This is a genomic window from Dyella sp. 01L423 (assembly GCF_056399945.1).
Genome location: NZ_JBFTSI010000010.1, coordinates 21066 through 36756, shown reverse-complemented (window position 1 = coordinate 36756; position 15691 = coordinate 21066). Strand labels below are relative to the sequence as shown.

Below are 15691 nucleotides of genomic sequence, written 5' to 3'. Positions count from 1 at the left end.
CGCTGCGCCCGTTTCGGCGTCATGCTGCCAAGAGCTAGCTGTAGTAGGCTTTACACATAGGTTTATTGCGTATCTCGAGGGCTGGCCCAGGATGAGCGTAGTCGCATCCGGCGACATCCATGGGGAAAACCAATGAACGCTCGACTTATCTTCGCCTCCGCCCTGTTCCTGACCGGGACGGGCCTGTCCTTCGCCCAGCCCGCACCTGCTGCCACGATGGATGGCATGGCGATGGCGGAAACCGCTGCGCCGGTCGCCGCGCCCAAGCTGCAGGCCGCCATGCGCTCCCTGTGGCATGACCATGTGGTGCACACCCGCGAATACGCTCTGGCCGTGCATGCTCACGATGCCGCCAAGGCCAAGGCGGCGGAAGACGCCGTGGTGACCAATGCCAAGGCGATCGCCCATGCCGTGGGCGGCTTCTATGGGAAGGCCGCGGGCGAGCAGATGTTCACCCTGCTGGCGGGCCACTGGGCTGGCGTGAAGGCGCTTACCCAAGCCGATAGTACGCACGATACGGCTGCCGAGACCGCCGCGATGAACGCACTGGCGACCAATGGCGGCGAGATCGCCAAGTTCCTCGCCGGCGCGAACCCGAATCTGCCAGAGTCGGCCGTATCGAGCCTGATGGCCGGGCACGTGGCGCATCACTCGGCGCAGATCGAGGAAATCATGGCGGGCGACATGAAGGCCGAAGCCACCACCTGGACGGCGATGCAGCAGCATATGAACGTGATTGCCGATGCGCTGGCCGGCGCCATCGCCAAGCAGTTCCCGGACAAGGCGGCCTGATCGTGAGCGGTCTTGACCATCTCGGTGATACGCAGCAGCGCCTGATGCGGGCCTTGCTGGCGGAACACGCCGGGAGCACGGTCGAGACCCTCTGCGCCAAGCTGCGCATCACCCACAACGCCGTGCGCCAACACCTCAGTGCCCTGATCGCGCACGGCTATGTGGAACGTGCCCGTTCGCGTCCCAGCGGCGGGCGGCCGCTGGCCATCTTTCGCATCACCGAGACGGGCAGCGCGCTGTTTCCCCGCAACTACGCGGTGATTGCCTCTGAAATGTTCGTCGCCCTGCGCAGCCAGCTGGGCGACGAACAGCTCGAAGCGTTCATGCAGCAGATGGGCCGCTCGCTGGGCCGGCGGGAGCTGCCCTTGCCGGCCACGGCGAGCCACGAAGAGGTCGTGCGCGCGCTCGCGGCGCAGCTGGATCGCCTGGGCTACGAGGCGCTGCCAGTGAAATATCGCGACGAATGGCAGATCGAAGCCTTCAATTGCGTCTTTCACGAGGTGGCCAGGCAACACAAGGAAGTGTGCAAGTTCGACCTGGCCTATATGAAGGCGGCCAGCGGCCGCGAAGTGCACCACATGGAATGCATCGTGCGCGGCGGGCAGTGCTGCCGCTTCCGTCTCGGCGTGGCGGCGACGGAGCCCGACCCGCACAACCTTCCGTGACAGGCCGGGCACTCACGCAGAGCCGAGGCGATGCACGCTGCGGACATCGAGAGGGCGGGCGAACCAACCCATGCATACGGGCGAGCAGTACCACCACATCATGCTGAGCTCGCCGCGCGACCAGCAGGTGCGCGACCGCTTTCAGAAGCTGGCGCTGGGGCTGCTGCCCGCCGGCGCCGAGGTGCTCGATTTCGGCGCAGGCACCGGTATCGATGCCAAAACCTATGCGGCCAGCGGTCACCCGATGTTCGTGTACGAACCGTCCGAGGCCATGCGCGGTTACCTGGCTGTGCACTGCCGCGACGACATCGAGCGCAAGGCCATCGTTCCGGTGGCATCGCCGCTGGACTGCAAGGTGGACGCGATAACCGCGAACTTCGCCGTGCTCAACCATATTCCCGATCAGGCGGCGCTGTTCGATCAGCTGTCGGCCGTAGTTCGTCCGGGCGGTTTCGTGCTGGCCAGCATGCTCAACCCGTATTTCCTCGGCGACGCACGCTATGGATGGTGGCGCGCGAACCTGCTCAATCTCGCGCTGCGCGGCCACTACGCGATTTCGAGCGAGAGCAATATCCATCGCTTTGCGCCGCGCATCGTGGCGCGCGCGGCCGCGCCGCACTTCCGGCTGGAGCGCGTGGTTCCACGCGGGCTCGGCACATTCACCGATCTCTACCTGTTCCTGTTGCTGCGGCGGCGCTGATATGTGGAAGGACTGGCTAAGGCCGTTCGTACGCCCGCTGCCGCAATGGTCGACGATTGCCCTGGCGCCGCCGCAGCATGCGGTGGCCGCCAGCTTGCGCTGGGACGGTGGCTCAGCCGATGTCACGAACGACCACACGGTGGCGTCGCTCAAGCCACTGACCATCGCCACCAGCATCGATGCCGGCGAACATGCGGTGATCGAATACAGCGATCGCGCCACCGGCAACGTCGTCGGCACGCTGCGCCTGGCGAAGGCCACGTCGATCGCCGTCGACGATAAGACACTCACGCTTTACCACGTGGCCAAAGGCGAGCATCACTGTCTGCGTTGGCCGCGTCGTCCGTGGAATGCATGGCTGCAAAATCGCCTGATGCGCAAGCATCCTTCCGCGCAACATGCACTCATGACGCCTGAGTCCGTGCAGCAGTTGATGATCGCCTACCTGTGCCCGCGACCGGTGGTACTGGTGTCGCTAGGGGCAGGCGATCACCAGAATATCTTTCCGATGGACTTGATCGGACCGCTGGAACGCAGCGGCTTCTATTCACTGGCGTTGCGCAGCACCAATGTCTCCGCACCCTTCATGCGCGAGCTGCGCAAGGTGGCGCTCTCCAGCGTGCCGGCCACGATGAAGGCGGCGGTCTATAAGCTCAGCGAACACCACAAGCATCCGCTGCAGGATTGGCAGGCGTTGCCGTTTCCCGTTCGTCCATCACAGGCGTTTGGCATACCCGCGGTCGCACAGTCGCTGCGCATCCATGAGCTGAGCATCGTGCATAGCCAGGACGTCGGTTCGCACGTGTTCTTCGTGTGTCGCATCGCTTCCGGCGAAGAGCTGTCCGAAGGTACCCAACTGCATCACACGCCGGCGTATTACCAGGCGTATCGGCGGCAATTGGTGGAGGCGTTTGCGGAGGTGTAGGTTGCGCGCAGGCCTGTGGGTAGGCTCGGTGCCATTTGTGGGAGCGCACCCTGTGCGCGACAGACCTACGGAGCGATACACCGTAGCGTGGCCGTCGCGCACAGGGTGCGCTCCCACAGACCGGCGACCAGCAGGTGCTTACCAGCGATACCGCGCCGACACCGTGATCTCCCGCGGGTACCCGTAGTAACACCAGATCGCACTGTTGCACGCGCTGATGTAATTGCGATCGAACAGGTTCGCCGCGGTCACCTGGAAGCGCCAGCGCTCCACGTCATAGTGCGCGTTCGCATCGAACAACGTATAGCCGCCCGTGCGGAACTGATTGAACGCATCGCCGTAGTGCTCGCCGATGAAGCGCACACCGCCGCCAAAGCCTAGGCCCGCCAGCGCACCTTCGTGCACGTTGTAATCGGCTGACAACGAGGCCTGTTGCTTCGGCACCAGGGCGACTTCCTTGCCCAGCGTGGCGTCGTTTGCATGCGTGACCTTGGCGTCGGTATACGCATACGCCGCAGTCATGTTCAGGTGATCAGTCACCGCGACATTCGCCTCCAGCTCCGCACCCCGCGTACGCGTCTGGCCTTGCTGCAGCGAAAAGAACAAGTGATTCGGATCGACCGTGAGCGCGTTCTTCTGCGTGAGCTGGTAGATGGCGCCGGTGATCAGCGTGCGGCCGTCCGGCGTCTGGTACTTCAAGCCGCCTTCGTATTGGTCGCCGGTGATCGGCTTGAACGCGCTGCCGTCAAAGGTGGTGCCGACGGTGGTCTTGAAGGAGTGCGAATAGGCCACGTACGGCACCAGGCCAATGTCGGTGGTGTAGTTCACGCCCAGGCGGCCGGAGAACGCGTTGTCGTTCTGCTTCTGGCGCGTATTGGCGATCAGATCCTTCACGTCGTTGCTGACCCAGTCCTCGCGGCCGCTGGCGACGATGCCCCACTTGCCGATGCTGATCTGGTCCTGCACGTAGGCACCCAGCTGCTCGAGCAAGCTGTTGGTGTGGAATGTATATGGCGCCGGCGGAATCGGCTGGCCATAGACGGGATTGAAAATGTCGATGCTGGGTGCAGAGCCGAAGCCCGACTTGTAGTCGTTGTGGCTATGCAGATAGTCCACGCCCATCAGCACGTTGTGCTGCACGCTGCCCTGGTCGAATTTCGCCTCGACCTGGTTGTCCACCGCGAACACGTTGGCGTGGTCCACCAGCGGATAGTTGTAGCGATTGAGCGTGCGCAAATCGTCCTGCAGGCCCAGGCTGCCGATCGAGCGATGGTCCACCTTCTCGTTCTGCAGGCGCAAATCCTGGCGGAACGACCACACGTCGTTGAAGCGATGGTTGAAGGCGTAGCCGATCGATTCGTCGGTCTTCCAGTAGTGGTCGTAGCCTGGCTCACCCGGATTCACGTCGCGTGGAATCTGGCCGTTGGGGTTGGGATACAGCGTGCCCTGCGACGGCAGGAAGCCGCCCACGCCATCGGACAGCGTGCGCTGGTAGCGCGGCAGGATGGTCAACGAGGTGTTGTCGTCCGGCTGCCAGGTGAGGCTGGGCGCGAAGTAGTAACGGTCGTCCTTGGAATGCTTGATGTTGGAATCGCCCTGGCGCGCCAAGGCCACCACGCGCCACAGCCAATGGCCGTCGCTGCCGAGCTGGCCGCCGGTATCGCCGGCCAGTTGCTTCTGGCCGAAGCTGCCCACGGTGGCTTCGAGCTCGTGCGGTGCATCGAGGCTCGGACGCTTGCTGGTCATGTCGATCATGCCGCCGGGCGGCAGCTGGCCGTACATCGCCGAGGACGGACCCTTGTTCACTTCGATGCGCTCGAGGCCGTACGGCTCGATACGCGAATCGGCGGTCCAGGAGCCGCTGGGCAGCGCCAGGCCGTCCAGGAATTTCGCCGGGTCATAGCCGCGGATCAGGATCCAGTCGCTGCGCGGATCGGCGCCGTAGCTGCCGCCCACCGCGCCGGCCATGTAGCGCACCGCTTCATCCAGATTCTGCATGCCGTAAAGCGACATGCGATCGGGCGTGATGGTGCTTACCGATTGCGGGATCTCGACGGTCGGCGTCTCGGTCTTGGTGGTCGAGTAGACGACGTTCACCGGTGCGAGAGAAACGCTCTTCTGGTCGTCCGCGTTGGTGGTCTTGGACGCCGTGTTGCTGCTGTCGGTCTGGTCGTCGGCGTGCGCCGGGCCGAGCAGGGCAAACGAGATCGCTACCAGAAGCGCGGTTCTGGAAAAGGACGCGGACATGTTGAGGAAACCCTTGAAGAATCGTGGCCGTGACCGCGGGTGGCGGCACGGCTCGCCCGAGGCGAGTTACACAATGATAATGATTCTTATTTGTAGATCAACTTCTTACGTCAAACGGCCGCGGCGCGATGTCCGGCGCGGGCGTCCGCAGCTCACCCAGGCGTCGCTGCAAGCGACTGATCTTACTCAGCTAAGGCTGGCTCAGAGGGTGGTCGAGGTACGCGACCGGTTCGCTTAAGGGACGGACCGCAGGGCCGCCTCCGCCAGCGGTTCCATTGCCTTGTAACCCTCGCGCGTGGGATGGACGCCGTCCTCGGCCATGCCCGCCTTCATGCCGCCCTCGGGCGTCGCCATGGCGCCGTAGTAGTCGACATAGGTGAACCCGTTGCGCGCGGCATAGTCCTTGATCCAACGGTTCAACGCCTGGATGGTGGGGACGGTTTGCATACCCGGGCGCCAGGGGAAATGGGCCGCGGGCGGAACGCTGGCGAGGATCACATGGATGCCATGCGCCTTGGCCAGCTCCGCCATGGAGGCGAGGTTGCCTTCCACTTGCTCCAGCGTCGCCGGTCCCGTATTGCCGGCCACATCGTTGGTGCCGGCCATGATGTGCACCGCTTGCGGATGCAGCTCGATCACGTCCTGGCGAAAGCGCAACAGCATCTGCGACGTCGTCTGGCCGCTGATGCCTCGATCGACCTTGCCGTTCGTGAAGAACGCCGCGTCCTTCTGTCCCCAGAACTCGGTGATGGAATCACCCATGAAGACCACGCGCGGTGCCGCGTTGCCGGGTTTCATCAGTTCGGCATTCTGCGCGCGGTACTGGCACAGCTGAGCGAAGTCGCGCGCGAAGACGGTCCCCCTCTCTGAGGCCTTCTCCATGGTGCATGGATCGGCAACGATGCCGGCGACGTGTTCCTGCGCGTTGGCCAGTGACGTGGCGAGGCACAGCAGCGAGGCGAGCGTGGAAGCGATCATCCATCGAGCAGTCATGCGCGTGTCCGTGAGGAGGGGCGTAGTCAAACAGCGCGCATGCAAAAGCGCGCTGCCACCTTAATTCACGACGCAGGACGATGGAAGTTGATGCGCGGCATCACGCCCGCGCCAGACCACGCCGCTCGCGCAACAAGCTCCACAACGCGATCGCAGCGAGCAGATCGAGTACGCCAAGGCAGGCAAACAGCGGGTGGTAGCCCAGGCTGTCGGCCAGTGCGCCCACCACCAGGGAGAACGCCAGACCGCCGATCCATGCCGCCGAACCCGCCATGCCGGTGGCCGTCGCCACGATGCGACTGTCGAACACGTCGGCCGACAAGGTCATCAATGCACCCGACAACATCTGGTGCGCGAAGCCACCCACGCAGAACAACACGATGGCCAAGGTGGTGCTGTCGGCCAGGCCGATGCAGGCGGGACCGATCATCAACGAGGTGCCCAGCGTCATGACGAGCTTGCGCGAGGTGAGCAGCGACGCACCGAAGCGACGCATCAGCCACGGCGCGAGATAGCCGCCGCAAAGCGAGCCGGCATCGGCGGCAAGAAAGGGCAGCCACGCAAACGCGGCGACGTGCTTCAAGTCCATGTGACGCACTTCGGACAGATACAGCGGGATGAAGAAGTTGAAGGTCTGCCACGCCGGCTCGGCGAGAAAGCGGGGAATGGCGATGCTCCAGAATTCCCGCGTGGCCAGCACGGCGTGCCACGCATCGGCGCCTTTTGCCGGCGGGTCCACAGCGCGACCGCTCAGGATGTAGGCGCGCTCATCGGCCCCGAGGTGAACATCATCCTCAGGCTTGCGATAGCCCCAGTACCAGAGCGCCGCCCACAGCAAGCCCAGCCCGCCGGTGACGATAAACGCCATCTGCCAGCCCCAGTGCAGGATGCAGAAGATCACCAGCGGCGGCGCGATCATGGCGCCCAGCGACGAGCCGATATTGAACCAGCCGGTGGCGACCGTGCGTTCTTTTGGCGGAAACCATTCGGAGACGACCTTCAGGCCGCTGGGAATCGCCGCCGCTTCCGTGGCGCCGAGCAGTCCGCGAAAGAACGCGAGCCCCATCCAGCTGCCGGCGAGCGCGTGAGCGCAATTGGAAATCGACCAGCCGATGGCGAACAGCGCGAAGCCAAGCCGCAAGCCCAGCTTATCGAGAACCCAGCCGGCAATCGGCTGCATCACCGTGTATGCACCCTGGAACGTCGCCACCACCCAGCTGTATTCGCGCGTGGACATGGCGAACACCGTCTTGAGTGTGGGCGCGGCCACGGCGAGCGACGAGCGCGCAAGGTAATTGAGGATCGTGCCGAGTGTGACGAGGCAAATGATCCACCAGCGCCGGCCGTGCGTGAACATGGGTTGACCTCGCGCCGAATGCGCACCGGTGGATCGTGGAGACGGGTGTGCTGCTTAGCCCGGCGTGACGGTAATGGCAGACACGATGGCAGGGCCGCCCTCGGGTACGAAGTCCAGCACCAACCTACCGTTGTTCACCACCACGGGGAAGCGGCGCTCGACGGCCTTGAGCGCACCGCCCGCGGCCCTGGCCGGATTGAAGTGCGAGAGCACCGCGGTGCCTGCCGCCTTCACCGTGAACGTGCGCGAGGCAGCCAACGCTGCATCGGGTTCGGCGACAAGGAGGGTCACTTCCCAGCGGCCGTTGGGAAGCGGCACGTCGTACTGGAACGCACCTTCTCGGTACGCCTCATAGAGCGCGGCTTCTTTGGCGCCAGCGATGTGCTTCACCGGCACTTCCGTGCCCGCTTCGTTGGCACCGCGGCGGAACGGGTTGAGCGTCTTGCCTTCGCCGCCCACAAAGAAATTGTCCGAGCCGAATCGCTGTCCATCGCTGGTGGTCAAGCCGGTAAGACTGCCGGACTTGATGCGCACGCCGGCGGCGGCATCCGGCGCGGTCCAGTTGACCGTGTCGCTGAGCGGCTTGCCGCTGATGGAAGCGCTCACCTGCACGCTGTTGCTGCCGGGTTTCAGCGCGACATCGTTCCACACGCAGATATGTTCAGGGCAGGCTGCTGCGCCGCGATCCTGGCCATTGACGCTGAGCGACGCACGCTCGGCATTGCTGTAGACGCGCACCTCGGTCACCGGATAGGCGCGATCAACATAGCGCCGTCCCGTGATGTACAGCACCGGCTCGCTCGACCACTGCGCCTTGTAGAAGTAGAACACGTCCTTCTTCACCTTGCGATCGAAGGTGACCAGGCCCTTGTCGTTGAGGTAGATCGCATCGCCTTCCTCGCGCAGGTCGGAAGGGAAGTCGAACATGTTCCAGATCCACACGCCGGAAAGGTACGGACGTGCCGCCAGCGCCTTCCACGATTGCTCGTGTACCCAGCTTTCGTACTCTTCCGGATGCGGACGTCCAAACACATTGACCGGACCTCCCAGCGGATTGTCCGTGTGCTGGGTGAGGCCGCCGCCCGCGCCGTACTCGCTCACGCCGATCGGCATGGCGGGATAGCGCGCGTGCATCTTGTCCAGAAACGTTCCGAGTTCTTCCGGCTTGCCGTAGTACCAACCGAAATAGCGGTTGTAGCCCGTGATATCAGCGACATTGCTCAGCACCGGTTGGCCTGCAATGGAGTCTTCGCAGCAATCGGCATAACCGGTGGCGCGTGAGGGATCTTCCTGCCTGGCGACCTCGTCGAGGACCTTGAGCATGACCAGCGATTGGGCCGGCGTCTTTAATTTCAGCTGCACGGGACGGATATCCGTCTCGTTGCCCACCGACCAGATCACGATGGAGGGATGGTTGTAGTTCTGGCGAATCAGTTCCACAAGTTGTTCTTTACCGTTGTCGATCAACGCCTGCTTCGGTGCGCTGTTGGTGAAGGAGGACTGGTGCACGAACGGCACTTCGGCCCACATGATCATGCCGGTCTTGTCGGCGTCGTCGTACCACTCCTGCGCGTGCTGGTAGTGCGCACCGCGGATGGTATTCACGCCCATCTCGGCCATGATCGCCATGTCTTCGGCGTGATCCTGCGGCGAAATCGCCCAGCCCTTGCCCAGCCTGTCCTGGTGACGCGATGCGCCGCGCAGTGGCAGTGCTTCGCCGTTGAGGCTGAAACCCTGGTTGGCGTCGAATTTGAAACTGCGTACGCCCAGCGGTTGCTCGACACGGTCGATCACCTTGCCGTGGTCGCGCAACTCCACCGTGACCGCGTATAGATAGGGATCCTTGAGACCGCGCCAGAGCCGCGGCTGCCTGAGCGTCAACGAGCGACGCGCATCGAGCGTAGCCGAGCCATCGAGCTTCACGGCGCTGCTGTCCTGGGTGACCACGCGCTTCGCATCGTCGCGGATGGTGGTGACGAGGGTGAGGTTGCGCGACGTGGCGGAGAAATTGCGCAACTTCGCCAGCACCGACACGTTGGCGGCGTCCTTGCTGACTTCGGGTGTGCTCACGTAGACGCCAGGGCTGCCGTGATCGAGCAAGTCGATCTGCGCGCTGTCCGTGTCGATCAAGGCCACCTGGCGATACATGCCGCCGTGGATGAAGAAGTCACCACCGAGCGGTATGACGTTCTCGGTCGATGCACCGATATCCGGCTTGGTGTTGTCGGCCTTCACCACGATCACGTTGCTGGCGCCGGGCTTGATCGCCTGAGTGACGTCAAAGCGGAAACGCGAGAACGCACCTTCGTGGCGTCCGACATGCACGCCGTTGACCCACACGTCGGCGATGTTGCCGACCGCGTCGAACTGCAGGAACAACCGGCGGCCCGCCAGTTTCGACGGCACATCCAGATGCAGGCGGTACCAACCCAGGCCATGGCTGTTGTTCATGGCCGGCGACGGCGTGAGGCCGTATTCGCCCACGCGGTTCCAGGTATGCGGAAGACTGACCGAGGTCCAGCCGTGGTCGTCGTAGTTGCTGTCGCTGACCCCCGCCGGGTCGCCGCCGAAGCGGAATTGCCAACCGGTGGTGAGTGCCTGGGTGCCGCGGCCATCAGCTGCCGGCGAGGGTGCGCCCAGCGCGGTAACCGGCAGGATCGCGGCGACCGCGATCAAACTCGCCAGGCACGCGGAAGCAAGGACTCGTCGAACGCTGGGTCGATGCATCACCGGTTATCCTGTTTTGGAAATATTGGTTTGACCAATACTCCGGCAAGGCTGCGGCGGTGTCAACGAGACTACCGGCACGGAGAGACGGAGATGGCCCATAAAAAAAGCCGCCGTGCAGGGCACGGCGGCGGAGGGAAATCGTGTTCGCTTACCAGTTCCACATGGTGCCGTCTTCCAGGCGTGCGACCGGGAGATAGGCGGGTTCGTACGGGTACTTCGCCGCTTCCTTCTCGTCGATCTCCACGCCATGGCCGATCGCATCGCCGGGATACAGATAGCCTTGCTCGAAGCGATAGGCGTGAGGGAACACCGCATCGGTTTCGGGCGAGTGACGCATGTATTCCTGGATGCCGAAGTTGGGCACCCACGAGTCGAAGTGCAGGGCAGCGCCCATGGTCACGGGCGAGAGGTCGGTGGCGCCGTGGCTGCCGGTGCGCACCTGGTAGAGCGCGGCCAGATCGGCGATGCGGCGCAGGTGGGTGATGCCGCCCGCGCGCACCACGGTGGTGCGGATGTAGTCGATCAGCTGGTTCTGGATCAGGTCCTTGGCGTCCCAGATCGTGTTGAAGATCTCGCCCACCGCCAGCGGCGTGGTGGTGTGCTGGCGGATCAGGCGGAACGCTTCCTGGTTTTCCGCCGGGGTGGCGTCTTCCAGCCAGAACATCGAATAAGGCTCCAGCGCCTTGCCCAGCTGGGCCGCCTCGATGGGCGTCAGGCGATGGTGGGCGTCATGCAGCAGATGCACGTCGAAGCCGAACTTGTCGCGCAGCTTGTCGAACAGGGTGGGCACGAAGCGCAGGTACTTGGCGGTATTCCACACCGTTTCCTGCGGCAGGCCGACGCCGGCCGGTTCGTAGAACATCTTGCCGCGACCGACGCCGTAGGCGTCCTTGACGCCGGGCACGCCGGACTGCGCGCGGATGGCCTTGTAGCCCAGGTCGACATAGCGGGCGACTTCATCCACCGTCTCGGCCAGATCGCCGCCATTGGCATGGCCATAGACCATCACGCCCTCGCGGCTCTTGCCGCCCAGCAGGTCGTATAGCGGCATGCCGGCCATCTTGGCCTTGATGTCCCAAAGCGCCGTGTCGACCGCCGCGATCGCGGACATGGTGACCGGCCCGCGCCGCCAGTAGGCGCCGCGGTATAGGTATTGCCAGATGTCCTCAATGCGGCGAGGGTCCTTGCCGATCAGGCAGGGAATGACATGCTCTTCGAGGTAGGCGACGACCGCCTTTTCGCGGCCGTTGAGCGTAGCATCACCGATACCGCTGACCCCTTGATCCGTCTCGATTTTCAGGGTCACGAAGTTGCGACCTGGAGAGGTGACGATCACGCGGGCTCGTTCAATCTTCATGGAGTATCCGGCTTCCATTTCAGCGGCTGGGGGCTATACTGCAGGCATACTATTCTGCCTTGCCAATTTAGACAATATTGGTCTTACTAATTTGGAAAACACAGCGCCATGACCCCTACCAAGAAGGCCAAGAAAGCCGTCGCCGGAGATTCGGCCGAGACGCAGGCCAGCAACGGCAGGCTCTACCAGCGCGTCGCGCACCGGTTATTCCAGGAATTGGCCAACGGCAAGTACGCGGTTGGCGACCGCCTGCCGGCCGAACGGGAGCTGGCGGTGGAGCACGATGTAAGTCGCCCGGCCGTTCGCGAAGCGATGATCGCGCTTGAAGTGCAGGGTCTGATCGATGTGCGGGTGGGTTCGGGCGCTTATGTGCGCCGGCTGCCGGGCATCGACGACAGGCCGGGCTTCAATGTCACGGCGTTCGAGCTTACCGAGGCCCGCCTGCTGTTCGAGGGTGAGAGCGCGGCACTCGCGGCCACCAATATCACCGACGCCGAGCTCGACGAGCTGGAAAGCCTGGTGCGACAGATCTCGGATGAAAACCAGCGCCGCAGCGTGACCGAGAACGCCGACCGCGACTTCCACATGCTGATCGCGCGCTCCACCCGCAACCTCGCCATCGTCAACGCCATCGAAGAGCTGTGGCGACTGCGTTCCACCTCGCCCGAATGCGCCCTGCTGCACGCCAAGGCGCGCGCCGCCAAGGTGCGCCCGGTGGTCGAGGAGCACAGTGCGATCGTCGAGGCCTTGCGCACGCGCGATCCCGCCAAGGCACGCGCCGCGATGCGCGCGCACCTGGCCGCCGTGATCGATCATCTGCTGTTCGCCACCGAAGAGCAGGCGCTCGCCAAGGCACGCGAGGCTGTTGCTACCACGCGTCGCCGTTTCGGCAACGTCGCTTCGATCTGATTGAGTTCACGCATGGCGCATCCTTTGGTGGTCCATCCGGACCGGTTCTTTCCTGCCGATCCCGCCTGTCGCGCAATCTGCCAGCAGCTGTATGCGCTGGTGGAAAAGCTGCCTATCGTCAGTCCGCATGGGCACACGGACCCGCAGTGGTTTGCCGACAACGAACCCTTCGCTGATGCGACCAGCCTGCTGCTGACGCCGGATCACTATGTGCTGCGCATGCTCTACAGCCAGGGCGTGCCGCTCGAGGCTCTGGGTGTGCGGCCACGCGGCGAGACGTCGGCACCGGTCGACTCGCGCGCTGCATGGCGCCTCCTGGCCGAGCACTACCACCTGTTTCGCGGCACGCCGTCGCGCACCTGGCTGGACTGGGTGTTCGCCGAAGTGTTCGGCATGCAGCACCGCCTGGACGGCGGCACGGCCGATGTGTATTTCGACCGCATCGCCGAGCAGCTGGCCACGCCGGCGTTCCGGCCGCGCGCCTTGTTCGAACGCTTCAATATCGATGTGCTGGCCACCACCGAATCGCCGATCGACTCGCTGCAGCATCACGCCGCCATTCGCGCCAGCGGTTGGCAGGGTCGCGTGATCACCGCGTTCCGTCCGGATCCGGTGATCGATCCGGAGTTCGAAGGATTCCTGCCGAATCTGGATCGGCTTTCCCAGCTGACCGGCGAAGATGCCCGCAGCTGGACGGGTTATCTCGCGGCGCTCCGGCAGCGGCGTGCGTTCTTTGCATCGATGGGCGCCACTTCAACCGATCACGGGCATCCCACCGCCGCGACCGCCGATCTTTCCGATGCCGAGGCTGCCGCGTTGTTTGCGCGAGTCACGCATGGGCAGCCGTCGCCGGCCGATGCGGAATTGTTCCGCGCACAGATGCTCACCGTGATGGCGGGCATGAGCCTCGAGGATGGTCTGGTCATGCAGATTCATCCGGGCAGCTACCGCAACCACAATCCCTCGTTGTTCGCGCGCTTCGGCCGCGACAAGGGCGCCGATATTCCGCTGCGCACTGAGTACGTGCGTGCGCTGCAACCGTTGCTGGCGCGCTATGGCAACGAGCCGTCGCTGACCATCATCGTGTTCACGCTGGATGAGTCGACCTATGCGCGCGAGCTGGCGCCGCTGGCGGGCCACTATCCGGCGCTGCGGCTGGGCCCTGCGTGGTGGTTCCACGACAGTCCCGAAGGCATGCGTCGCTTCCGCAGGGCGACGACCGAAACGGCGGGCTTCTACAACACGGTCGGTTTCAACGACGACACGCGAGCCTTCCTCTCGATTCCTGCGCGGCATGATCTGGCGCGCCGCATCGACTGCGGCTATCTCGCCGAGCTTGTCGTCGAGCATCGCCTCGAAGACTGGGAAGCGGCGGAGCTCGCCGTTGAACTGGCGGGCCCGTTGGCCAAGCGGGCTTATCGCTTGTGAGCACCAGGCTGTCGCGGGCGACCGAGGCCCTGTTGTCGTCGCGCGTGCGCCACCCAGACTATGCGCGCGATGCGCAGGCATGTGGGCTGGTGCATCTGGGCATTGGCGCATTTCATCGCGCCCATCAGGCGGTGTACACCGACGATGCGATGAATGCCGGAGATCGCGACTGGGCGATCACTGGTGTGTCGCTGCGCTCGCCGGACGTCAACCATCTGTTGGCGCCGCAGGACGGCCTGTACACGCTATCGGAGCGAGGGCCTGGAGCAAACGCTCCGCGCTTGATCGGTGCGGTGCGCCGCGTGCTGGTGGCATCGCAAGACCCCGGCGCCGTGGTAAGTGCACTGGCCTCGCCGGACGTGCACATCGTGACGCTCACGGTAACCGAGAAGGGCTACGTATCGCGTGGCGATGGTTCCATCTACGACTATCTCGGCAAGGCGCTGATGCAGCGCCGCGCTGCGGGTACCGGCGGCCTGAGCCTGATCAGTTGCGACAACCTGCCGGGCAACGGTGAGCGGCTTGCTGCCGCGCTGGGCGAATATCTCGATACCACTGACGTGGAAACCGCGCGCTGGTTTCGCCGCGAATGCGCCTGCCCGTCAAGCATGGTCGATCGCATCGTGCCGCTGGTGACCGATGCGGACAAGGACGCCGTCGCCGATGACATCGGCATGCGCGACGAAGGCGCCGTGGTCACCGAGCATTTTCGCCAGTGGGTGATCGAGGATCGCTTCGCCGGTCCGCGGCCGCGCTGGGAAACCGGCGGCGTGCAGTTCGTCACCGATGTGCGGGCGTATGAGGCCGCGAAGCTTCGAATGCTCAACGGCGCGCATTCCGCGCTGGCTTATCTGGGGCTGGCGCGCGGCCATGAATTCGTCCACCAGGCCATTGCTGACGCGGCCATCGCGCCGCTGATCGATCGCCTCATGCGCCAGGAAGCGGCGCCCACGCTCCCTGCGGTGGCGATGGACTTGATGCGCTACGCCGACGCCTTGATCGAGCGCTTCACCAATGCCGAGCTGCCCCATCGCCTGCGCCAGATCGCCATGGACGGTTCCCAGAAGATCCCCCAGCGCTGGCTGGATACCTTGCGCTGGCACAGCCGACAGGGCCAGGCCTGTCCGGCGCTGCTAGCGGCGCTGGCAGCCTGGATCGACTTCGTGCGGGGCGAGGGTCATGCCGTCGACGATCCGATGGCGGAGCAGCTCGCGGCGCTGTGGACGAGCGAGGGCAGGGGCGGCATCGTGGCCGCTCTGTTTGGTGCGCAAGGTGTGTTTGCTGGCTGCTGGGTGTGTTCCGGAGACGAACGGCAGGCCATCACCCGGATGCTGAAAGCAGATTGACCAATTTTATTTGCCATTGCTGCCGCGCAGCATTGGAAGTGGTTTGTCAGGCGCGTTCTCGTTTGAATCCGGCGATAATCGCGGCAAAAGCAAAGCAGCTGTTTTAGCTATGGTTTTGTCGCGACGCACAAGACTGCGCTGACATTTTCAGAGTTGCCGCCAAATGACAAATCTGCATAACCGAATTGATTGACGGTGTCTGCTCCGACGTGCAGTATTGGTCTGACCAATAAGGCCGTATG

The 15691-nt window shown here is 64.1% G+C and carries 12 protein-coding genes; 7 read left to right on the top strand and 5 right to left on the bottom strand.

Annotated elements, in window-relative coordinates:
* Window positions 1-132 precede the first annotated feature (132 nt).
* The 4 genes from AC1DMY_RS20115 (at window position 133) to AC1DMY_RS20100 (ending at window position 3082) form a co-directional block, all read left to right on the top strand.
* Window positions 133-792, top strand: a complete 660-nt coding sequence (locus AC1DMY_RS20115; protein ID WP_477166628.1) for a hypothetical protein — start codon at window positions 133-135, stop codon at window positions 790-792.
* 2 nt (window positions 793-794) lie between these two features.
* Window positions 795-1457 carry a helix-turn-helix transcriptional regulator gene (locus AC1DMY_RS20110; RefSeq protein ID WP_477166627.1) on the top strand — a complete coding sequence of 221 codons (663 nt, stop codon included), beginning with the start codon at window positions 795-797 and terminating at the stop codon, window positions 1455-1457.
* Window positions 1458-1527: 70 nt separating this feature from the next.
* Window positions 1528-2157, top strand: a complete 630-nt coding sequence (locus AC1DMY_RS20105; RefSeq protein WP_477166626.1) for a class I SAM-dependent methyltransferase — start codon at window positions 1528-1530, stop codon at window positions 2155-2157.
* Window position 2158: 1 nt separating this feature from the next.
* Window positions 2159-3082 carry a flavin reductase gene (locus AC1DMY_RS20100; RefSeq protein WP_477166625.1) on the top strand — a complete coding sequence of 308 codons (924 nt, stop codon included), beginning with the start codon at window positions 2159-2161 and terminating at the stop codon, window positions 3080-3082.
* Between the two features lie 138 nt (window positions 3083-3220).
* On the opposite strand, the gene AC1DMY_RS20095 is transcribed toward AC1DMY_RS20100, so the two are convergent.
* The 5 genes from AC1DMY_RS20095 to manD form a co-directional block, all read right to left on the bottom strand.
* Window positions 3221-5329: a TonB-dependent siderophore receptor gene (locus AC1DMY_RS20095; RefSeq protein ID WP_477166624.1), complete on the bottom strand. Its 2109-nt coding sequence runs from the start codon at window positions 5327-5329 to the stop codon at window positions 3221-3223.
* A 234-nt stretch (window positions 5330-5563) separates the two neighbouring features.
* Window positions 5564-6322, bottom strand: coding sequence for an SGNH/GDSL hydrolase family protein (locus tag AC1DMY_RS20090; RefSeq protein ID WP_477166623.1), 759 nt, complete (start codon window positions 6320-6322; stop codon window positions 5564-5566).
* A 100-nt stretch (window positions 6323-6422) separates the two neighbouring features.
* On the bottom strand, window positions 6423-7679 hold the full coding sequence (locus AC1DMY_RS20085; protein WP_477166622.1) for an MFS transporter: 1257 nt from the start codon (window positions 7677-7679) through the stop codon (window positions 6423-6425).
* 54 nt (window positions 7680-7733) lie between these two features.
* Window positions 7734-10406: a glycoside hydrolase family 2 TIM barrel-domain containing protein gene (locus AC1DMY_RS20080; protein WP_477166621.1), complete on the bottom strand. Its 2673-nt coding sequence runs from the start codon at window positions 10404-10406 to the stop codon at window positions 7734-7736.
* 151 nt (window positions 10407-10557) lie between these two features.
* Entirely contained in the window at window positions 10558-11784 is a 1227-nt protein-coding gene (gene manD, locus AC1DMY_RS20075) for a D-mannonate dehydratase ManD (protein WP_477166620.1), read from the bottom strand.
* 90 nt (window positions 11785-11874) lie between these two features.
* Here manD and AC1DMY_RS20070 point away from each other — a divergent pair, with 90 nt between their 5' ends.
* The 3 genes from AC1DMY_RS20070 to AC1DMY_RS20060 are packed head-to-tail and all read left to right on the top strand — an operon-like array spanning window position 11875 to window position 15449.
* Complete coding sequence (locus AC1DMY_RS20070; RefSeq protein WP_477166619.1) at window positions 11875-12675, top strand: FadR/GntR family transcriptional regulator; 801 nt, start codon at window positions 11875-11877, stop codon at window positions 12673-12675.
* A 12-nt stretch (window positions 12676-12687) separates the two neighbouring features.
* Window positions 12688-14103, top strand: coding sequence for a glucuronate isomerase (gene uxaC, locus AC1DMY_RS20065; protein ID WP_477166618.1), 1416 nt, complete (start codon window positions 12688-12690; stop codon window positions 14101-14103).
* Entirely contained in the window at window positions 14100-15449 is a 1350-nt protein-coding gene (locus AC1DMY_RS20060) for a mannitol dehydrogenase family protein (RefSeq protein ID WP_477166617.1), read from the top strand. Before uxaC ends, AC1DMY_RS20060 begins: the two co-directional genes overlap by 4 nt.
* Window positions 15450-15691 lie beyond the last annotated feature (242 nt).